Annotated in this window: 22 protein-coding genes and 1 riboswitch; of the genes, 13 read left to right on the top strand and 9 right to left on the bottom strand. The window is 35.7% G+C overall.

The window, feature by feature from the left end; genetic code table 11:
- Positions 1-27: 27 nt before the first annotated feature.
- The 6 genes from MTQ00_RS10280 to MTQ00_RS10255 form a co-directional block, all read right to left on the bottom strand.
- The gene (locus MTQ00_RS10280; RefSeq protein ID WP_172279834.1) at positions 28-336 is read right to left on the bottom strand and encodes a barstar family protein; all 309 of its coding nucleotides are present in this window, start codon (positions 334-336) and stop codon (positions 28-30) included.
- The gene (locus tag MTQ00_RS10275) at positions 333-869 is read right to left on the bottom strand and encodes a matrixin family metalloprotease (RefSeq protein ID WP_273648795.1); all 537 of its coding nucleotides are present in this window, start codon (positions 867-869) and stop codon (positions 333-335) included. The genes MTQ00_RS10280 and MTQ00_RS10275 overlap by 4 nt, the downstream gene beginning before the upstream one ends.
- A 70-nt stretch (positions 870-939) precedes the next feature.
- Entirely contained in the window at positions 940-1,422 is a 483-nt protein-coding gene (locus tag MTQ00_RS10270; RefSeq protein WP_273648793.1) for a ribonuclease domain-containing protein, read from the bottom strand.
- Between the two features lie 75 nt (positions 1,423-1,497).
- The gene (gene nadE / locus MTQ00_RS10265; RefSeq protein ID WP_273648791.1) at positions 1,498-2,289 is read right to left on the bottom strand and encodes an NAD(+) synthase; all 792 of its coding nucleotides are present in this window, start codon (positions 2,287-2,289) and stop codon (positions 1,498-1,500) included.
- A 14-nt stretch (positions 2,290-2,303) separates the two neighbouring features.
- Positions 2,304-2,831 (bottom strand): GNAT family N-acetyltransferase, encoded by a 528-nt coding sequence (locus MTQ00_RS10260; protein ID WP_273648789.1) that lies wholly within the window; start codon positions 2,829-2,831, stop codon positions 2,304-2,306.
- Positions 2,828-3,361, bottom strand: a complete 534-nt coding sequence (locus MTQ00_RS10255) for a GNAT family N-acetyltransferase (protein WP_273648787.1) — start codon at positions 3,359-3,361, stop codon at positions 2,828-2,830. Before MTQ00_RS10255 ends, MTQ00_RS10260 begins: the two co-directional genes overlap by 4 nt.
- Positions 3,362-3,520: 159 nt before the next feature.
- On the opposite strand from MTQ00_RS10255, the gene gldB reads away from it, so the two are divergent.
- The 10 genes from gldB to MTQ00_RS10205 all read left to right on the top strand — a co-directional run bounded on the left by gldB (position 3,521) and on the right by MTQ00_RS10205 (position 13,256).
- On the top strand, positions 3,521-4,507 hold the full coding sequence (gldB, locus tag MTQ00_RS10250; RefSeq protein WP_273648786.1) for a gliding motility lipoprotein GldB: 987 nt from the start codon (positions 3,521-3,523) through the stop codon (positions 4,505-4,507).
- 85 nt (positions 4,508-4,592) lie between these two features.
- Positions 4,593-5,495, top strand: coding sequence for an ABC transporter ATP-binding protein (locus tag MTQ00_RS10245; protein WP_172279820.1), 903 nt, complete (start codon positions 4,593-4,595; stop codon positions 5,493-5,495).
- A gap of 11 nt (positions 5,496-5,506) precedes the next feature.
- Complete coding sequence (locus MTQ00_RS10240) at positions 5,507-7,705, top strand: thioredoxin-like domain-containing protein (protein ID WP_273648783.1); 2,199 nt, start codon at positions 5,507-5,509, stop codon at positions 7,703-7,705.
- Between the two features lie 24 nt (positions 7,706-7,729).
- Positions 7,730-8,056 carry a gliding motility protein GldC gene (gene gldC, locus MTQ00_RS10235; protein ID WP_034687059.1) on the top strand — a complete coding sequence of 109 codons (327 nt, stop codon included), beginning with the start codon at positions 7,730-7,732 and terminating at the stop codon, positions 8,054-8,056.
- Between the two features lie 92 nt (positions 8,057-8,148).
- A complete protein-coding gene (locus MTQ00_RS10230) occupies positions 8,149-9,288 on the top strand; it encodes a cystathionine gamma-synthase (protein WP_172279816.1) in 1,140 nt (379 codons plus the stop codon).
- A gap of 16 nt (positions 9,289-9,304) precedes the next feature.
- Positions 9,305-9,784 carry a DUF4440 domain-containing protein gene (locus MTQ00_RS10225; protein ID WP_273648778.1) on the top strand — a complete coding sequence of 160 codons (480 nt, stop codon included), beginning with the start codon at positions 9,305-9,307 and terminating at the stop codon, positions 9,782-9,784.
- 12 nt (positions 9,785-9,796) lie between these two features.
- A complete protein-coding gene (locus tag MTQ00_RS10220; protein ID WP_172279812.1) occupies positions 9,797-10,249 on the top strand; it encodes a GNAT family N-acetyltransferase in 453 nt (150 codons plus the stop codon).
- Positions 10,250-10,425: 176 nt separating this feature from the next.
- Positions 10,426-10,935 carry a DinB family protein gene (locus MTQ00_RS10215; RefSeq protein ID WP_273648777.1) on the top strand — a complete coding sequence of 170 codons (510 nt, stop codon included), beginning with the start codon at positions 10,426-10,428 and terminating at the stop codon, positions 10,933-10,935.
- Between the two features lie 216 nt (positions 10,936-11,151).
- Complete coding sequence (locus MTQ00_RS10210; protein ID WP_273648775.1) at positions 11,152-11,700, top strand: L-threonylcarbamoyladenylate synthase; 549 nt, start codon at positions 11,152-11,154, stop codon at positions 11,698-11,700.
- 137 nt (positions 11,701-11,837) lie between these two features.
- Positions 11,838-13,256, top strand: a complete 1,419-nt coding sequence (locus MTQ00_RS10205; RefSeq protein ID WP_273648773.1) for a CCA tRNA nucleotidyltransferase — start codon at positions 11,838-11,840, stop codon at positions 13,254-13,256.
- Between the two features lie 178 nt (positions 13,257-13,434).
- Here MTQ00_RS10205 and MTQ00_RS10200 read toward each other — a convergent pair whose 3' ends face one another.
- The 3 genes from MTQ00_RS10200 to MTQ00_RS10190 form a co-directional block, all read right to left on the bottom strand.
- A complete protein-coding gene (locus MTQ00_RS10200; protein ID WP_273648771.1) occupies positions 13,435-14,475 on the bottom strand; it encodes a hypothetical protein in 1,041 nt (346 codons plus the stop codon).
- An 11-nt stretch (positions 14,476-14,486) separates the two neighbouring features.
- Complete coding sequence (locus MTQ00_RS10195; protein WP_273648769.1) at positions 14,487-16,334, bottom strand: TonB-dependent receptor plug domain-containing protein; 1,848 nt, start codon at positions 16,332-16,334, stop codon at positions 14,487-14,489.
- Between the two features lie 33 nt (positions 16,335-16,367).
- Positions 16,368-16,543: riboswitch (cobalamin riboswitch) on the bottom strand.
- Positions 16,544-16,648: 105 nt separating this feature from the next.
- Entirely contained in the window at positions 16,649-17,131 is a 483-nt protein-coding gene (locus MTQ00_RS10190; RefSeq protein ID WP_273648767.1) for a cytidine deaminase, read from the bottom strand.
- A 107-nt stretch (positions 17,132-17,238) separates the two neighbouring features.
- Here MTQ00_RS10190 and namA point away from each other — a divergent pair, with 107 nt between their 5' ends.
- Genes namA through MTQ00_RS10175 form a run of 3 tightly spaced genes read left to right on the top strand, consistent with a single transcriptional unit; the run spans position 17,239 to position 18,951 of the window.
- The gene (gene namA / locus MTQ00_RS10185) at positions 17,239-18,291 is read left to right on the top strand and encodes an NADPH dehydrogenase NamA (RefSeq protein WP_273648766.1); all 1,053 of its coding nucleotides are present in this window, start codon (positions 17,239-17,241) and stop codon (positions 18,289-18,291) included.
- Positions 18,292-18,320: 29 nt separating this feature from the next.
- Positions 18,321-18,611, top strand: coding sequence for a DUF2752 domain-containing protein (locus MTQ00_RS10180; RefSeq protein ID WP_172279796.1), 291 nt, complete (start codon positions 18,321-18,323; stop codon positions 18,609-18,611).
- A gap of 19 nt (positions 18,612-18,630) precedes the next feature.
- The gene (locus tag MTQ00_RS10175; RefSeq protein ID WP_273648764.1) at positions 18,631-18,951 is read left to right on the top strand and encodes a CCC motif membrane protein; all 321 of its coding nucleotides are present in this window, start codon (positions 18,631-18,633) and stop codon (positions 18,949-18,951) included.
- Positions 18,952-19,114 lie beyond the last annotated feature (163 nt).

Below are 19,114 nucleotides of genomic sequence, written 5' to 3'. Positions count from 1 at the left end.
GTTTTATTTTTTTGATGGGATTTAAGTTTAGTCTTCTTCGGGAGCTTCTTCGTCATCATCTTCATACTGCTCCAGATAATAGCTGAAAGTAAAACCCTCAAGCTCTTCTTCTGCATCCTCCAGGGTGGTGAGCAGGTCCTCAAATAATTCCAGCTGATCTACCGTTAAATTAACAAACTCAAGATGCAGAGGCATTTCCAGGTCACCCGTAATAACATCATAAAGGGCATCAAGATTGTCCCCAAAATGTTCCGGAAGACTGATTTTCTCTTTCAACTGGCTATAGAAATCTTCATAATCTCCTATATCTGTAAAATCTATATATACTGTTTTCATATTGAATTGAATTTCCAATTTTTATTTATTAAAAAGGCTTTGCATTTTTTGCAAAAATCCACCTCTTCATCTGTGGGATTTTTACCTTCTGCGCTCCTCATAAAACATGTTTTTTCAGGGCAATGCCCCAATCCCTGTGTGTGACCAAGTTCATGAATGGCAATTTTAAAAAGCTGTTCATCAGCTTTTGCTTTATTTAATCTGAAATTTGATGCTACGCATGCTTTTCCGGGTCTATAACCGAGTCCCATTATACCAAAGTCTTTTATTTTACCCTTAGTGGTGCTTATATCTTTTGATGTTAAGCCGATTGTGACATAACCTCTGTCGGTTCTGTTATTTAAAAATCTGATAACAGAATCAGCCTTGTAGCGTTTTCTCTCCGGATAATAATCCTCTTTCGGTAAATCTATAGCATTCAGAATTTTTATATCCGGATATATTTTCCTGATCTCATTGCTTACGAATTTTACACTTTCAGGTTTTAAATCATTAAATGGCTGAACCAATACTATCAATCCTTTATTTTCCATTGTCAGCTTATGCGATTTATCTGAACAGGAAAATAGAATAAGCATCAGCATCAGAATGCTGATTAAGCAGCTACTGTTTTTCAAAACTTTTATAATGATTTTTGGTAAGATATACATCCCCATCTTTTGTGAAAATAATACGGTCGGCATTTCTACTTCCACAACTGTAATTTACATCAGCTTCATAGTATTGATTCCCTTGCGGAAGACTTCTTTCTCTGTTTCCGAAGCGGTCTCCTCCGATGGCACGTCCGGGGAGAACATCGCAAAGATTTCCCTTCGAAGGATTCCAGCCAAGCTTTCTGGCTTCATTTTTTGTAATGTAATAATCAGGTAACTGATGATGTTCCTTTACATAACTGATTACCGTTTTTTCTGCGGTAAGCTGATCGATAGATTGTTGATTTGCTGTACCGGCAGTTGTGCTGTATTCAGCTTTTGGATTCTGAGTATCTTTTTCTGTACCAGAAAACTTATTGAAAATATACATCACAGACATTCCAAACAGAAGGCCGATACAGGCAAAAAATACGGGTCTCATTTTACTATTCATACTCTATTATATACTTTACCAATATAAACAATCTACCAATTTTACCAAGACGGTGATATTAGCATACTGATTATTTTATGATCTCCATTCTTCAGGAATATCACAAACAGGAATAGGATTCATTTTATGCTGGGCTGCTTTATGCATTCTGTCAAATATTAAGAATACCTCGCGATCACGTCCCTCATAATCTTCTGCAGTTTTAGAACCATATACCTTCTGGATCTTTTCAAGTTCCGGATAGGTGGCACCAATTTGTTGCTCGTCAGTCCTGTCTACATCCCAAAGTCCATCTGTAGGAATAGCTTCCTGGATATTTTTAACAAGGTTCAAGGCTCTTGCAAGTGTATAAACTTCCGTTTTATAAAGGTCTGCAATAGGGGAAACATCAACACCTCCGTCTCCATATTTGGTGTAAAATCCGATTCCGAAATCCTCGACCTTATTTCCGGTTCCGCAAACCAATAAGCCGTTAAGCTGTCCATAATAATATAAGGTAAGCATACGCAAACGTGACCTTGTATTGGCAAAAGCTAATTTTTCATTCGGATACAAATCATCCTTTACATCGAAAGTCTTGTACAGTTCTTCAAAAGCAGGAGTCAGATTAACAGACATGGCTTCTACATTAGGAAATCTTGACTTTAGATCATTCATGTGCTCCCATGCACGATTTACCTGATCTTCTTTCTGACGGATCGGCATTTCTATTAATAAAGTCTTCAGACCGGTCATCGCTGCTAGTGTTGATACTACTCCTGAGTCAACACCTCCCGATACTCCAATCACGTATCCGTTTACTTTTGATTTTTCTGCGTAATTTTTTAACCAGCTTACAATATGATCAATTACTTTTTGTGTCTGCATTATATATGATATTTTTAATCTATTCCAAATTCTTTAGGATATGTTACAATCCCGGTTACATTTTTTAAAGCATCGGGTATCAATTCTATAGCCATCCCATTTTCTTCCGGAAGGTCAAAAGGAAATGATATTCCAAAATTACTTGTTTTTTTATATCCAAATCTCGGATAATACTTTTCATGGCCTATTAAAATCACTGATTCATAAGCCAATTCCCTGGCAATTTTATGTCCAGAACTGATCAGTTGACTACCTATTCCTTGTCCCTGATACTGAGGTTTCACGGAAACAGGAGCCAGAGCCAATGAATTGAAGGCTTTGTCATTATTTTTAACAGACAGCCTGGTAAAAAGTATATGGCCGACAATTTCGTTTTCTATTTCGGCGACAATGGATAATTCTGGAATGAAAGCATCCGATCTTCTTAGCTTTTCTACTAAAAACTGTTCCTGATGGTCGCTGTGTTCCGCATTTTTAAATGCCTGTTCCACTAATTCAAAAACCTGTGGATAATCTTTTTCCAGTTCCTGTCTTACAATCATTTTTTTGAATTGTATTTTTCACGTTTCAGTTCATACCAAAAGCATATACCGTCCGGTTCTTCAAATTCCCCTTTATTTTCAAACCCTAACTTACTCAATATATGATTGGAACCATTGTTCTCAGAATGCGCACAGGCATATATAACGGGGAGATCAAGATCATAAAACCCAAAATCCAAAGAAGCTTTTGCAGATTCAATCGCATATCCCTTACCCCAAAATTCAGGAATAAAACGATAACCAAGATCGTAAATGTTCTTGTAGCCATTTATTTCTGTAGTGATGAATTTTAAACCGCTCCATCCGATTAAAAGATTGCTCTTCTTTTCAATCACTGCAAATCTTCCCACACCATTATCCTCGTATTGCTGTTGGATCATTTTAATAACATTTTCAGATTCACTGATATCTTTTGCCGGGGGAGTACATACATACTTTACCACTTCCGGATCGGAATCCAGAAGAAAAAGACGCTCGGCATCATCAGCTTCGAATTTTCTTAGAATCAGTCTTTCAGTTTCCAGTTGCATATGTTTATTTTTTAATCAATAACAGATTTCGAAATGGAATGGGTATTTTAAATCATGAAAAAAGGAAAATATTGCAGCAAAGCAAGCTGTTTATTTATTTTTCATCATGATATTATGTTTAAATCCGTATTTTCGTAACCTTAAATTTCTGTAAAAATAATGAAGATTTTTAGAACTATAGCGCTTTCTTCTATATTAGTTTTAGGATTGTATTCCTGCAAGAAAGAAGCGGACAATGTATGGAAAGTAGAATTAAAGGAACCTGCCGAAAAAGTGGAGATGACAGATATTTCTAGTCAGTTCTACGACCAGAATATACCGCTGGAAAAATTTAAATCGGAGTTTCCTTGGTTTCAGGGTACTGTTTCTGATGAAGATTTTGGAAAGAGAAGAGCTGACGCAGAAGAAATAAAGATTTATAGAGAGGCCGTTGCAAAAATTGATCAGAAGAAACTCCAAAAAGAGCTTCAGGATCTGTTTTCACATATCAGGAATTATTTCCCTAAATTTAAAAGCCCTAAAGTGTATCTTTTTTCATCAGCGTTGCAGATGATTCAGGATCCGGTTTTTTATGATGAAAAAGGAAACCTTTTGTTTATAGATATTACCGGATTTATGGGGGACAAAAACCCAAATTACAAAGGACTGGAATTGTATTTCCAGAAATCCATGAATCCAAACAATATCGTCCCTAAAGTATCAAGGATGTTTGCCGAAAACATTGTTCCTTTCTCTACAGATCATCAGAAGTTTATTGACCTGCTGATATATAACGGAAAAGTAATGATCCTCCAGGACGCATTTCTTCCGGATACTCCTGATTACCTTAAAATGAATTATACGAAACAGCAGTATGAGTGGGCAGTAAGCAATGAAGGCAACATCTGGAATTATTTTGTCGAGAATAATTTATTGTTTGGGGATGACCACAGACTGGAGGAGCGTTTTATCTCTCCGGGACCTTTTTCTAAATTTTATACCGATATTGACAATGAATCCTCTCCGCAGATCGGTATTTATACAGGATGGCAGATCTGTAAAAAATATCTGAAAGAAAAGCCTGAGGTAAAGCTTACAGATTTTCTTAAAATGGATGCAACTGAAATTTTTAACCAATCTGGTTATAAACCCGCTGTAACAAAATAGATTATTTTTAAGACCTATATAAGACCTTTTGTTCTTCACAAAAGGTCTTTTCTATTTTTTAGACACTAATCAAAAATACCTATGTATGGAAAATCTGATTACAATCCGGGACCTCAGTTACGGATTTTCAAAAAATAAACTTATTCTTAAAAATGTGAGCCTTTCGGTTCCGAAAGGAAGTGTTTTTGGGTTCCTGGGAGCTAACGGAGCGGGTAAATCAACGACCATGAAGCTTATGCTGGGCAGTATTCCCGATGAAAACAATACCATTGAAATTTTTAGTCAGAAATTACCTGAACTTTATCCTGATGGGTTTCAAAGGATCGGAAGCCTTATAGACAGCCCTGCCTTTTATGATCATTTGTCCGGCTGGGATAATCTTACTATTCTTTCCAAATTAAGAAACCTCCCTGATTCTGAGTGTGAAAGAGTTTTGAATCTGGTAGATCTCTGGGACAGCAGGAAAATGAAAATGAAGAAATATTCATTAGGGATGAAGCAAAGGCTTGCAATCGCTATGACACTTCTTGGTAATCCCGAACTTCTGATCCTCGACGAGCCGGTGAATGGTCTTGATCCTAACGGGATGTTAGAGATCAGAGAACTATTGCTTAAACTCAACAAAGAACAGGGTATTACGATATTCATTTCAAGTCATTTGTTGCAGGAAGTGGAAAAAATGGTCACCCACCTTGCTATTATATCGCATGGAGCCATCAAATTTTCCGGAAGTGTTGAAGAGCTTAACACGCATTACCGCCATAACCATATGAGGATAGGACTTAATAATGCACCTCAATTTTTACAACATATTCCTGAATATTATGCCCCTCAGATAATTGATGATCATACTTTAGAAATTACCGTGCAATCCAGGGAAGACATCATCAGACTTACCAAGAAACTGGTTGTAAATGAAGCAGAGATTTTTGAAATCAAAAATAGTGCGGGATTGGAAGATTGGTTCATGGAAATAACAAAAAATTAAAAACAGCACAAATGAAAAAGTTAACAACACTCATCAATACGGAATGGCTTAAAATAAAAGGTTTGGGATTGGTTTATTTAGCAATAGTACTTGGTATGCTGATTCCTCTTCTTGCTTTTTTGACCAGTACCTTTAATCCCCGATTTATTACAGAGGAAGAGCTTCCTCTTTCTGTTTTTGAAAGCTCTATAACGGATAGTTTTAAAGCCTTTTCCATCTTTTTTCTTTTGCTTTATATCGTTATAGCGGCCAACAGGATCGCTCAGGTAGATCATAAAAATAATGGATGGCAGCTTATGGAAACTCAGCCCATCAGCAAACTGCAATTGTATCTCGCAAAATATGTGGTATTGTTATTACTAAGTTTTTTATGTATTGCTTCTTATTTTACATTCAGTAATATCTTTTCATTTCTGGATTATTATATTCACCCAAGTACAACAAAATTGTTAAGCTTCGATACAATCTGGATGCTTAAGATGTTCATAAGATTATGCATCGGAGTATTGGGTGTGGCAGCTGTTCAGCTCTGCATATCAGTAGCTTTTCCAGGTTTTATATGGGCTTTTTTGGTAGGTATTTTAGGACTTATAGTCAATACCTATTCTTTGGTACAAAGAGCAGCATTTCCTTTTTGCCCCTACAACTCTATGTATATTCTGTCCAAAACACCTAATGTAAGAAACCTGAATTATTTTATCACTTACAGTGAATATCTAAGTATATTCTGGGCTATTGTATTTTTTATTATAGGTTATTTCTGGTACAGAGGAAAAGGATTTAAATCTGCATTTCTACGTCATAAAAAGCAAATAGTACTTTCATCTGTTTTTATTGTAGTTTCAGCAGGAATATTTTTCATTATACAGCAACCTAAAGATTACAAAAGTAAAGGTGCAGGGGTTGTTATCAAAGGTACCTTATATACTGATCTGAAGATTGATTCTGTAAAAATATTCTCTAAGGATTTTCATAAGCAGGTAGGAAGTGCCATTGTAAAAAACGGATCATTCCTGTGGGAAACCCGTCAACAGATTCCATTTGATCAATATAGTCTTGAATTTGGAACCAAAAGAATCGATTTCATGATGGGAAGCGGAGACCATTTTGATTTTGACATCCGTTGTAATCCTTTAAAAATTCAATATTTTCTAATCTCCAACAGGTCTGCCGAACAGCAGTATAATACAGAAGAAGATGGATTCGGATATGAATTCTCATATGCTGTGGAGCAACAGAAATACAATGATAATCCTTCAGAGTTTTATCAGCTAGCGCAATCCGATTGGAATAAAAATATTAAGAGATTGGAACATTATACAGATGCTGAAAATAATGCCTTATCTGATGAATATAAATCTTACAGGAAGCAGCTTCTTGCCATTCAGTATTTGAACGAGATTAATAACTATCGGAAAATGACTTCCTGGGATGACCCTAAATTTGCTGCTCCGAAAGAATTTTTAAACGAACTGAATGCTAAAATTAAAAATCCGACGGTTCTGTTAAGTAAAAATGATGATTACTTACAATACAGATTGGATAAAATGCTCACCGACAGGGACCGGTTGTCCAATCCTGACAGTATTCTTTTTGTGAAATTAAACGCGTTACCCGATAATATCGACAAAGACCGTTTGGTTAGTAAACATCTTATAAAGACCATGGAGCTGGAATCGGATAGTACTTTAAGGAAGCAGCTTTTTGAAAGAGAATTCCGGATGTTAGGAGATAATGATTATAAAAAGCTGGCAACATCGAAATATGAACAGCTGACCATCTCTCAAAAAGGAGCCGCATTTGTAGATTTAAAATTTCTGGATAACAAAGGGAAGTCGCACCAGCTTTCGCAATATCGTGGAAAATATGTGATCATTGATTTATGGGCAACATGGTGTGGCCCTTGTAAACAGATCCGGCCGATATTTGACATGAGAAGTATTAAATATCAATACTATAGTAATATTCAGTTTATTTCAATAAGTCTTGACCAGGATAAATCAAAATGGCTGAATTATCTAAAAACAAAACCATCCAAAGTACCTCAATACTGGCTGGCGGATGCTCAGGAGTTTATGAACAGATATAAAATTCAAACTATTCCCAGATTTATTATTATAGATCCTGATGGAAAAGTTTTTAACATGAACAGCCCTTTTCCTGATGAAGATAATTTCGTAGAAATTTTAGATAAGCTCAAGAAGTATTAACTTTGTGAAAAATTTAAAATTGATATGAGAAAGACTCAGATAACGATAGACGTTGAATTAGATGAAAATCACATTCCGGAAACCATAACATGGAATGCTCAGGATGGAGGAATTGAAAAAGAGGAAACTAAGGCAACGATGATTTCTGTTTGGGATGAAAAAGCAATGGAAGCATTAAGAATTGATCTTTGGACAAAAGAAATGCCTGTGGATCAGATGAAAATGTTCATTCACCAGATTTTAGTTTCATTAGGGAATACCTATCAGAGAGCGACAGGAGAAGAAGATGTGGCGCAGTGGATCGAACAAATGGCAGAGGAATTTGCGGTAAAATCTGCGATAAAAATGTAAACCAATTACTAATATATCAATCTTATAGTGTAATGCATCAATAGCATTTTTAAATAATTACACTATTGGATTGTTGGATTAAAAAAAATATTATGAATTTTAATACAAAAGTTATTCACGGTGGCCAGCACCATGAATCTGCAACAGGTTCCGTAAATGTTCCTGTATTTTTAACTTCTACTTTTGCACAAAAAAGTCCGGGTGTTCACTCCGGTTACGAATATTCGAGAGCTGCCAATCCTACAAGACAAGCTTTAGAAGATTCTTTGGCAAGTATTGAAAATGGAGCAAGAGGTCTTGCTTTCGGTTCAGGTCTTGCAGCGATAGATTGTGTTTTGAAGTTACTGAACCCGGGAGATGAGGTAATAGCTGTTGATGATTTGTATGGTGGAACATACAGAATGTTTACAAGACTTTTTGAGAAATACCAATTGAAATTTACTTTCGTGAATTTTGATGATGTTTCTAAAATTTCAGAATTTATTACAGATAAAACAAAGCTGATCTGGGTAGAAACACCTACGAATCCTCTGATGAAATTAGTGGACATCAAAGCTGTTGTTGATATCGCTAAAGGAAAAGATATTTTGGTAGCCGTAGATAATACTTTTGCAACGCCTTATTTACAAAGACCTATCGATCTGGGAGCTGACATTGTTATGCACTCTGCAACAAAATATTTAGGAGGACATTCAGACGTTATTGCAGGAGCTCTTATTGCTAAAGATGCAGAATTGGGAGAGAAACTACATTTCATCCAATTTGCAAGTGGAGGTATCTTAGGACCACATGATTCTTATCTGGTTCTTAGAGGGATTAAAACCCTGGCATTAAGAATGCAGAGACATTCGGATAACGGACTGGAAGTCGCAAAATATCTTGAAAGCCACCCTGCAGTTGATAAGGTAATCTATCCGGGATTGGAATCTCATCCACAGTATGAATTAGCAAAATCCCAAATGAAGGAAGCTGGAGGAATGGTTTCGTTTACTTTTAAATCCGGAAAGAAAGAAGATGCCATCAAATTCCTTGAAAGAGTAAAAGTCTTTACCCTTGCTGAATCTTTAGGTGGAGTAGAATCTCTTGCTAATCACCCGGCATTGATGACTCACGCTTCCATTCCTGCTGAAAAAAGAGCTGAATTAGGCATCACAGATGATTTGGTTCGTCTAAGCGTTGGAATTGAAGATGCTGAAGATCTTATCGCTGACCTGGAAAGAGCTTTTTCTTAATTGAGATAATATAGTAGTGAGAAGGATTACAATTATTTTTATCCTGAGTATTTTTAACCAGCTATTATATGCACAGGTTAAATCTACTGGTGAACTCTTTCAAACCGCCATGAAATTGGATAGTTTGGTTTTCAAAGAAGGATTTAATAAATGTAACCCTTCCCACTATAATGATATCATAAGTAATGACCTTGAGTTCTATCATGATATTGGTGGTATTACTCTGGGTAAAGAAGCGTTTATAGCTTCTGTAAAAAATAACATCTGCAGCGTTCCCGGTAAAATAAAAAGAGAACTTGTTCCCGGAAGTATGAAAGTGTATCCTCTGTATAATAATAAAACCTTATATGGATTTATACAGGAAGGTGACCATGAGTTTTTCGAAAACAACAATGGGAAATGGAATAAGACCGGAAAAGCAAAATTTACCCACTTGTGGATCTTCGACCATAACCAGTGGAAACTCAAGCGGGTGCTGAGCTATGATCACCGATAAGCATTATATCATATGAAAAATACAAGAAAAGCAAATATTTCGGATATAGAAGAGTTATCCGGATTGTTTGATCAATACAGGATTTTCTACCATAAGGTATCTGATATCCCGGCTGCTGAAAACTTTTTAAAAGAAAGGATCCTGAATCAGGATTCTGAAATTTTTGTTGCTCAGGAAGAAGATAAATTAATTGGTTTTGTTCAGTTATATCCTATTTTTTCCTCAACCAGAATGAAACGCTATTGGTTGCTCAATGATCTTTATGTTAATGACCAATATCGAGGAAAGGGCTATTCAAAACAGTTGATAGAAGAAGCAAAGGAGCTTTGCAAATCCTCTGATGCCTGCGGAGTGTTATTGGAAACAGGAAAAAGCAATGACATAGGAAATCAATTATATCCGGCTTGTGGTTTTAAGCTCTACGATTCTGTTAATTTCTATGAATGGAGTAATCCGGAAGAATAGAAGGAGGAGGGAAAGATTTAGGAACCAAAAATCAAGAGCCAAGAGCCAGGAATCAAGAACCAAGAGCCAGGAATCAAGATTTGATGTAATAAACATCATATAAACATTGGTCTAAATTTCATCATTTATCACTCATCACACATCAATTATCATCAATAACCCATAATCACTCACACATGACTGAATTTCAAAAATACATTCAAAGATACCTCGATCTTATTCCTTCCGGAAAATGGCAGGAAGAAATACAAAGATCAGAAGAAAAGACAACCAATATTTACTCCGCCCTTTCTGAAGAGCAATCTCATTTTACGTACGCAGAAGGAAAATGGACCTTGAAGGAATTATTATTACACCTTTCCGATACGGAAAGAGTTTTTCAATACAGGATTTTGGCGATCGCCAGAGGCGAGCAGAAAGATTTACCAGGTTTTGATGAAAATGAATACGCAAATAATTCTCATGCTAATGACAGAAGCCTGAAATCTTTACTGGATGAGTATCAGCTGGTAAGGAAATCTTCTAAGATCCTCCTTGAAAGTTTACAGCCTGATGCTTTGGCTACGGTAGGAAACGCTAACGGAAATTCTATTTCAGCAGAGACAGTAGGTAAGTTAATTGTAGGGCATAATTATCACCATCTGAATGTTATTGAAGAGAGGTATTTACCAAATTTGAAAAAATAGAATGATATTTTTTTATCATTTTTTGGGTGGGCTTTAGCCCACCTTTATTGATTATATGCTCTTGTTATAAAATTGTATTGATGTATTTTTTTATTCCGATGGCTTCAACCAAAACCTAACGGAAAATCCGTATTTTTGACATGTAAATTCAATTTGAAAAATTGTATATAAGAGATTCTTTCTCTTTCATTTTTCTCATAATTCTAAATATTAAAAATGGAAAACATTATCAATATATTAAAATCCGGTGGAACTATTCTTTATCCTACAGATACAATTTGGGGAATTGGTTGCGACGCTACTAATATAGAGGCTGTTAATAAGATCTTTGAGATTAAGAAGCGCGAAAAAAACAAGTCGATGATCATTTTGGTGGAATCTGAAAAAAGACTTCAGGACTTGGTTGATGTTCCGGAAATGGCCTGGGAAATTATTGATTTAAGTGAAAAACCGGTAACTATAGTTTATGAAAATCCAAGAGGCTTACCTGAAGAACTGTTGGCAGAAGATGGAAGTATTGGAATTCGGTTAGTAAAAAATGATTTTTGTAAAAAACTCATCACAAAACTGAATAAACCGTTGGTTTCTACTTCAGCAAATTTTAGCGGAGACAAGAGTCCGTTAAAATTTTCGGATATCTCTCCGGAGATCATTAACATGGTTGATTATGCAGTGGAAGAAGACAGGGAAAAGGTTTCCAGGTATTCCGGATCTTCAGTTATCAAAATCTGGAGTGATAATAGAATCAAGGTACTTCGGGAGTAGAAAACAAGATTTTAATTATCTTTGCAAAATCATTATAACCATTAAGAGAGTGGGAGGTGGAGTCTGTTTAAAATGCATGGAATTTTAAATAAGTCCAATAACCTGGTTTCTTAATGGTTTTACATTAAATAATAAATATGTTCATTAATCTCAATCAAAATAAAAATCTAAAGCTTTTTAAAATCATTTCGGAGGTTGCAGCCCGGAATAATCAATCAGTATATATTGTTGGCGGATACGTGCGGGATTTACTGATGAAAAGAAAAGCGTCTACAGATATTGATTTTGTTACTGAACAAAGCGGAATAGAGCTTGCACAAAGCGTGGCTGCGGAAATTGATCCGAAAATGAAGGTTTCCGTGTTCAAAACCTATGGAACCGCAATGATCAAATATAAAGATCTTGAGCTGGAATTTGTGGGAGCAAGAAAGGAAAGCTATAATGAAAACAGCCGAAAGCCGGAAGTGGAAGGGGGAACATTAGAAGATGACCAGAAGAGAAGGGATTTCACGATCAATGCAATGGCAATTTCTTTAAATAAAGATAATTTTGGGGAACTTATAGACCCGTTTAATGGAGTAGAAGATTTAGAAAAAGGAATATTAAGAACCCCTTTGGAACCGGCACAGACGTATTCTGATGATCCCTTGAGAATGATGAGAGCGGTTCGTTTTGCTTCTACCTTACAGTTTACGATAGAGGAAAACTCGTTATCCGCAATCAGCCAGGAGGTAGAAAGGATTAAAATTGTTTCGAAGGAGAGGGTTATGGTAGAATTCAATAAGATTATGCTTTCTGAAAAGCCGTCTATTGGATTAAGCCTGCTGGAACAAACCGGTCTTTTAAAATACATCATTCCTGAATTGATTGAACTGAAAGGGGTAGAAGAGGTGGAAGGACAGACCCATAAAGATAACTTTTACCATACTTTGGAGGTTGTAGATAATATTTCCGTCAATACAGACAAACTTTGGTTGCGTTGGGCAGCATTACTTCATGATATTGGAAAAGCACCCACTAAAAAATTTGTTGAAGGAACCGGCTGGACTTTCCATGGTCATGAATTTTTGGGATCGAAAATGGTGAAAACCCTTTTCCAAAAGCTTAAACTTCCCTTAGGGCCAGATATGAAGTATGTACAGAAAATGGTCAAACTTTCATCCCGCCCGATCGCTTTGATTACGGATGATGCTTCTGATTCTGCTCTAAGAAGACTTTTATTCGACGCTGGTGAAGATCTTGAAGATCTGTTTACGCTTTGTAAGGCGGATATCACCACGAAAAATTCAAAAAAACAGGAAAAGTTCAAGAGGAACTTCGAATATGTAGCGGTAAAGATAAAAGAAGTTGAGGAAAAGGACCAGGTAAGGAACTTTCAGCCACCTATATCCGGAGAAGAAATCATGGAGATGTTTCAGCTGAAGCCGGGACGTGAAATTGGAATTCTGAAAGAGAAGGTTAAAGAAGCTATTCTTGAAGGTGAAATCCAGAATGATCATGAAGAAGCAAAAAAGTATGTTATTGCAGAAGCTGAAAAGTTAGGATTGATCATCTGAGTCCAAAACTATCAATTGAAAAAAGAAAAAGATCCGGAGATTTCATTTCCGGATCTTTTTTATTTGGATGTTGTCTGGTTTCTGTAGAAGAAATCCGGGCTGCCTTAGGCAGCCCGGAAAAAACACAAATGATGAAAAAAAAATAAAATTTATTAGTCTATTAAAAAGTAGAAACTTCTTAATTTAAATACACGCCATTAGTCCCCTTACCTGTTGTAAAGGATTTGATTTTTGATCCTGAAGTAGTATATACTGTAACTTCACTGTCTTCAGTAAAGTTCTTCACATCAGACGTAAAGATCTTTCCATCTACAACACTGAAACCGTAAAGTGTATAGTATTGTCCTCCGTCTACAGCAGTAATAATAGGAGTTGTAGGAGGAGTAGTTGCCGCCATAACCATTGAGTATACTTTATTTGCTGAAGAGAAGAAATATCTTCCACCATCAATCTGAAGATTGGTAGCATTAGGAATACCTGTCAACGTTGTTGTTTTCGTAATGCTTCCGGTACTTGAAATTTGATAAATATAAGAGTCAGTAGTTCCTGTAGCAATAACATATACATTACCATTATAGGAAATTGTTTTGTTGATGTTTACATTGGGCAATGTAATTACAGATTGTACATCATTGTTCGAAGTATTGATGTAAGTTATTTTGTTTCCGAATCCAAAGCTTGCATTTTGAACAAAAATATTTCCTCCTGCTTCAACAATTCTTTCAACGTTATCCGTGAATGTAATTTTCTTAACAAAAGATAGATCTGAATTTTTATAAATACTTACATATTTAGCTCCCTGATATTTATCATTGGTTACATAGATATTATTATTGGCAACTGCAACATAACGGGGATTATCTATTTGATTGGTAATTTCACCTGCACTTTTAAAAGTATATCGATTTACTACCTGGATTTTATTTGAGTTGTTTAACAAGAGATACGCTTTATCCCCGTTGAATGCCATAGCTTGTAAAACATCACCCAATTGGTTTCCATTATTATTTTTGGAAAAGATGCTGTTTTGACTAAAAGTTAAGTCTCTTGAAACGAAAGTTACTTCTGCATTTGGCTTTCCGAAATTTCCTTCGTTCGAAATTAAATATCCGTTTTCATAAGTTACTACAGGCAAAGTATTATCGCTATCAGTACTACAGGAAATATTGAAAAGTAGTACTACAGCAAATAAAAGTTGTAAAAGTCTAGTTATTTTCATGTTATTTTTTATTAAAAATTTATCGTTGCGGAAATACTGTAATTACGTTTTGGCATCGGATAATAAGACACCGTTTCATAAACAGTATTGGTTAAATTATTGATTTTAAAACCTAAGACATATTTTTTTAAGATCGTTGCTGATACACCCGTGTTCATGACGAAATAAGAATCTATAGCATCTTCTCTTTTTTCATCTGTTGTAGTGTATGTAAGACCATTAAAAACTCCCTGAACATAAAGTTTTAGGAAAGAATACTGATAATCAAAATTTCCAAAAACCTTATGGAGAGGGACATACATCATTTGCTTTTTAGTTTCCTGATTGATGGATTTTGCAAGTGTATATCCTATATTAAATCTAAAATGGTGTTCTTTAAGCTGTTTATCAAAAGTAATCTGTGATTCTAAACCATAAGACTTCACTTTATTGATATTAACTGGGGACCAATATCCGTAAGCTGTCGGCAACCACACTATATTATCCGATATATAAAGATAATACGGACTTAATGCAAGTTTAATATTACCCCATTTAAACTCATGGTCCATATCCATCTGGTAAGACCTTTCCGGTTTTAGGTTTGGATTTCCTCCGGGATTCCAATACAGATCATTGAATGTTGGAAATCTGAAATTTCTGGATACATTTACTCCAAGATTATACCATTGTACCGGACTCCATTTTCCCGAGAATGAGTAAAGCAATGGCGAACTTATATTCTCTACAAAATCCTTTTTAACACCAGCTTCAAAACGCAGATCTTTCGTCGGAAAATATCGTATTAACCCCGCTAAAGAGCCTACATTTCTACTTACATTACCAATTCCTTCAGTTTTTACACCTTGGAGATCAGGCTGATACCCCTCACCTTTGTTTACCTGGAATTCGGTGATGATGTTGACATTAAGTTCAGGTACGATGAAATAATTAAAATCATTTTTAAAGATATAATTTTTCCCTGTTGAACCACTGGTCTTCGGAGCATTGTAATTGCCAAAATATTGGAAATTTTCTTCTGTGTAAGCAGCTTTTAAGCTATTTGAAAATTTATTTTTAGTAATATCCCAGGAAAGTAAGCTTCTGGTGCTTTGTGTCTCGTATTTTGTACGGTTGCCATTCTCTACAAAAATCGGATAATTCTGTGTCGAGTCAAAAAACTGACTTTGCCATGAGATCGTCTGATGTCTCGCAATTTTATAGGAGATTCCAACATTAAAGGTACTGTTAAAGTATTTGCCGTTTCTATTAATATAGTTTTTTTCTTCGACTTTATAATCATTCTGACTGATCGAATGATTTCCTGAGACTTTAAAACTCAGCTTTTCATTGCTGTAGGAGGCCGTTCCGAAATTATTAAAAGTACCAAATGATCCACCCTCAGAATACAGGGAGGCTTTAAAACTTTTATTGAAACCCAGATTATTATTGAGATGTATACTCCCGCCGATTGCACCACTCCCGTATATTACACTTCCGCCACCGGCTTTCACTCCGATCTCATCATATCCGAAAAGAGGAATATTATTAATGTCTCCCTGACCAAGAAATATCGAATTGATATTGATTCCATTCCAAACAAAGGCTGTCTGTGGAGCAGAGGTTCCTCTGAACGAAGGCGAAGAAACTGCACCTCGTCCGTTTTCCTTGATATAAATACTGGATTGGAAACGTAAAAGTTCTGAAAGATTCGTGGAATTCTTTTCAGCATCCTGAGGAGTAATTGGAGTAACCTTATGAAAAAGTTTTACCTTGTTCATCTGGTTGTCAAAAATATAAACGGTATCGATTGCTTTCTCTTGTCCCAGACAAAGAAAATAAGCAGATAACGATAAAAGCAGTACTAAGGTTTTTTTCATACTATTTTACTTTTCCACCGAAAGCAATATATTTTTGATATTATCATTTTGGCAGGTCTCCTGACTTTCGCATTTCTATACCTTCCCGTTTTCACAGTGGTTTCTTATAGAAATTTTAATTGCGATCTACAGTTGCGGGGACAGTCTGGGATTTTCACCCAATTCCCTATTATTTCAATAGCTTGAAAACCAAAATTTTTGCAAAGATAAGTTTTTAAAAAGAAATCTCAGTCGTATCTGTTAATTTGTAATCAAAACAATGGTCTGCAGAAAAAATAACGATTCCCAGAACCTCAGAATTGAGAGTTTCACGATTACAAGAACGTCGAGTCAAAGTAAAATGGCAATAGATCTTTAATCGAATTTACCTTAACGATTTCGTCATTCATACTGGAAAAATAAAGATCAATATTTTCTTTTTGTTTTGTTTCGTATTCAATAAGACTTTGTCTGCAGGCGCCACACGGGGGAATCGGTGGTGTTTTTTCAGAAGATTCTTTAGGGCCTCCTACGATAAAAATCTTTTTGATCTTTTCCTCAGGGAAATTTGCACCTATCCAGAATAGAGCTGTTCTTTCAGCACAAAGTCCGGATGGAAAAGCTGCATTTTCCTGATTGTTACCGGAAAATATTTCTCCGTTTTCAAGTAATACGGAGCACCCGACCAAAAATTGGGAATAAGGGGCATAAGCATTTTCGCGGGCTTGTTTTGCTCTTTCGAAAAGTTTTTTTTCTATATCGTTCAGTTCAGAGCTATTTTTAAAATATTCGTAGCCGATCTGTATATCTTTTTTCATATATTTATTGGAGCCTAAAAAGGGGAGGTAAAATTAGTTCTTTTTAATCACGTGGGCAACCCGGGATTATTTCCTCTTCATTAGTAAAATTCAAAAATTAATAGACAATGTTATATACTCCGATACAATTCAGAAATATTAAACTCTCTAACCGATGGGTTATGTCACCTATGTGTATGTATTCAAGTGAAAACGGAATGGCTAATGACTTTCATTTCGTACATTACGGAAGCAGATCACAAGGTGGTACCGGACTGATAATGATTGAAGCAACGGGTGTTGAACCCCGGGGAAGGATCACTAATAAATGTATGGGAATATGGAATGACGAACAGGCTGAAAAACTTCAGCAGATTGTCAACTTTGTCCACTCCAATTCTGAGAGTAAAATCGGAATCCAGCTGGCACATGCCGGAAGAAAAGGCTCTACCTGGAATAATATTCAAATTCCAGTGGAAGAGGGGTGGGAAACCCTGGCACCTAGCCCGATTCCTTATCATCCTACAGAAAGAATTCCACACGCTCTGACGCTGGAAGAAATCAAAACTCAGGTTCAGAATTTTAAAGAAGCTGCAAGAAGAGCTGTGAAAGCAGGATTTGATATTATAGAGATCCATGGGGCACATGGATATTTAGTTCATCAGTTTTTATCTCCGCTTTCGAATATACGAACAGATGAATATGGAGGCAGCTTCGAAAACAGAATACGATTTTTAATAGAAATAGTAGATGCGGTAAACGAGGAACTGAATGATAATACTGCATTGTTTGTGAGAATCTCAGGAACAGAATATGCTGAAAATGGATGGGATATCGAAAGCAGTGTAGAGCTTGCAAAAATACTGAAGCAGCATAAGGTGGATTTAGTGGACGTTTCAAGTGGTGGGAATATTCATGGAGCAAAGATTGCTGTCTTTGACGGTTATCAGGTCCCTTTATCATCACAGGTAAAAAATAAAGCTGAAGTGAAGACGGGAGCAGTAGGTTTGATCACAAAAATAGAGCAGGCTGAGGATATTTTACAGAAGGGTGATGCCGATCTTATTTTTGTAGCCAGGGAAATTCTTAGAAATCCATATATTGCAGTTCAGGGATCCTTTGAAATGAATGAAAACTGTTTTTTCCCACATCAATATCTAAGAGCTAAAATTTCTTCTTAATTTTAGAAACCAAAATAAAAGTTCAGGAAATGAAGATTGAAGATTTTATGCTACCTTGTCCAAGCAAAAAATTCTTAGGAATTGAATGTTTTGGTTGTGGTACCCAAAGGGCAATTGTTTTAGTCTTTGAAGGAAAATTTTCAGAGGCTTTTCATATGTTTCCTGCGGTCTACACCTTACTTCTTTTTTTGCTTATGGTAGGAGTGAACTTTATTGATAAAAAAAGAAGCTATGGTAATATACTGGTTTTTTTAGCCATTATTAATTCAATTATCATGGTGGTTTCTTATTTTTATAAACATCCTTTAACATTACATTAAATTATTAAAATAACTAACTATGAATCAAAAATTACCAAACGCGACAACCGTACTAGTACTAGGAATCGTCGCTATCCTCGGAAGCTGTTGTTGTAACGGGATTGTAGGTGTAATCTGTGGATTAATCGGAATGAATCTGTACAATAAGGATAATGCGCTGTATCTTCAGAATCCGGGAGTATATTCAGACTATGATAACCTTAAAACAGGAAGAATATTATGCATCATTGGTCTGATTATAGGAGTTCTGAGTCTTGCCTATATGATCTTTGTCCTTTCTACTGTCGGCTGGGACGGATATATGGAGCAGATTAATCAGCTTAAAAATATGGGAAAATAACTTTAATGATATGATCGAACTGAATGACCGCAATTTTGCGGTCATTTTTTGTTGGTGGGTTGTTTGTAATTTTCTTTAATGTAATACGTATATAGGAAATTTTATTGGAAACATGATTTATTTAATGGTATTTATTCATGTAAACCAGTATGTTATTAGTAAA

The organism is Chryseobacterium sp. B21-037 (assembly GCF_028570785.1).
Classification (GTDB): Bacteria; Bacteroidota; Bacteroidia; order Flavobacteriales; family Weeksellaceae; genus Chryseobacterium; species Chryseobacterium proteolyticum.
This window is presented reverse-complemented; position numbering and strand designations above follow the sequence as displayed.

Excerpts from the sequence above, each read along its gene's own strand:
- MTQ00_RS10280 (WP_172279834.1), bottom strand. The coding sequence starts at position 336 with ATGAAAACAGTATATATAGATTTTACAGATATAGGAGATTATGAAGAT.
- MTQ00_RS10275 (WP_273648795.1), bottom strand. The coding sequence starts at position 869 with ATGGAAAATAAAGGATTGATAGTATTGGTTCAGCCATTTAATGATTTA.
- MTQ00_RS10270 (WP_273648793.1), bottom strand. The coding sequence starts at position 1,422 with ATGAATAGTAAAATGAGACCCGTATTTTTTGCCTGTATCGGCCTTCTG.
- nadE (WP_273648791.1), bottom strand. The coding sequence starts at position 2,289 with ATGCAGACACAAAAAGTAATTGATCATATTGTAAGCTGGTTAAAAAAT.
- MTQ00_RS10260 (WP_273648789.1), bottom strand. The coding sequence starts at position 2,831 with ATGATTGTAAGACAGGAACTGGAAAAAGATTATCCACAGGTTTTTGAA.
- MTQ00_RS10255 (WP_273648787.1), bottom strand. The coding sequence starts at position 3,361 with ATGCAACTGGAAACTGAAAGACTGATTCTAAGAAAATTCGAAGCTGAT.
- gldB (WP_273648786.1), top strand. The coding sequence starts at position 3,521 with ATGAAGATTTTTAGAACTATAGCGCTTTCTTCTATATTAGTTTTAGGA.
- MTQ00_RS10245 (WP_172279820.1), top strand. The coding sequence starts at position 4,593 with ATGGAAAATCTGATTACAATCCGGGACCTCAGTTACGGATTTTCAAAA.
- MTQ00_RS10240 (WP_273648783.1), top strand. The coding sequence starts at position 5,507 with ATGAAAAAGTTAACAACACTCATCAATACGGAATGGCTTAAAATAAAA.
- gldC (WP_034687059.1), top strand. The coding sequence starts at position 7,730 with ATGAGAAAGACTCAGATAACGATAGACGTTGAATTAGATGAAAATCAC.
- MTQ00_RS10230 (WP_172279816.1), top strand. The coding sequence starts at position 8,149 with ATGAATTTTAATACAAAAGTTATTCACGGTGGCCAGCACCATGAATCT.
- MTQ00_RS10220 (WP_172279812.1), top strand. The coding sequence starts at position 9,797 with ATGAAAAATACAAGAAAAGCAAATATTTCGGATATAGAAGAGTTATCC.
- MTQ00_RS10215 (WP_273648777.1), top strand. The coding sequence starts at position 10,426 with ATGACTGAATTTCAAAAATACATTCAAAGATACCTCGATCTTATTCCT.
- MTQ00_RS10210 (WP_273648775.1), top strand. The coding sequence starts at position 11,152 with ATGGAAAACATTATCAATATATTAAAATCCGGTGGAACTATTCTTTAT.
- MTQ00_RS10205 (WP_273648773.1), top strand. The coding sequence starts at position 11,838 with ATGTTCATTAATCTCAATCAAAATAAAAATCTAAAGCTTTTTAAAATC.
- MTQ00_RS10200 (WP_273648771.1), bottom strand. The coding sequence starts at position 14,475 with ATGAAAATAACTAGACTTTTACAACTTTTATTTGCTGTAGTACTACTT.
- MTQ00_RS10195 (WP_273648769.1), bottom strand. The coding sequence starts at position 16,334 with ATGAAAAAAACCTTAGTACTGCTTTTATCGTTATCTGCTTATTTTCTT.
- MTQ00_RS10190 (WP_273648767.1), bottom strand. The coding sequence starts at position 17,131 with ATGAAAAAAGATATACAGATCGGCTACGAATATTTTAAAAATAGCTCT.
- namA (WP_273648766.1), top strand. The coding sequence starts at position 17,239 with ATGTTATATACTCCGATACAATTCAGAAATATTAAACTCTCTAACCGA.
- MTQ00_RS10180 (WP_172279796.1), top strand. The coding sequence starts at position 18,321 with ATGAAGATTGAAGATTTTATGCTACCTTGTCCAAGCAAAAAATTCTTA.
- MTQ00_RS10175 (WP_273648764.1), top strand. The coding sequence starts at position 18,631 with ATGAATCAAAAATTACCAAACGCGACAACCGTACTAGTACTAGGAATC.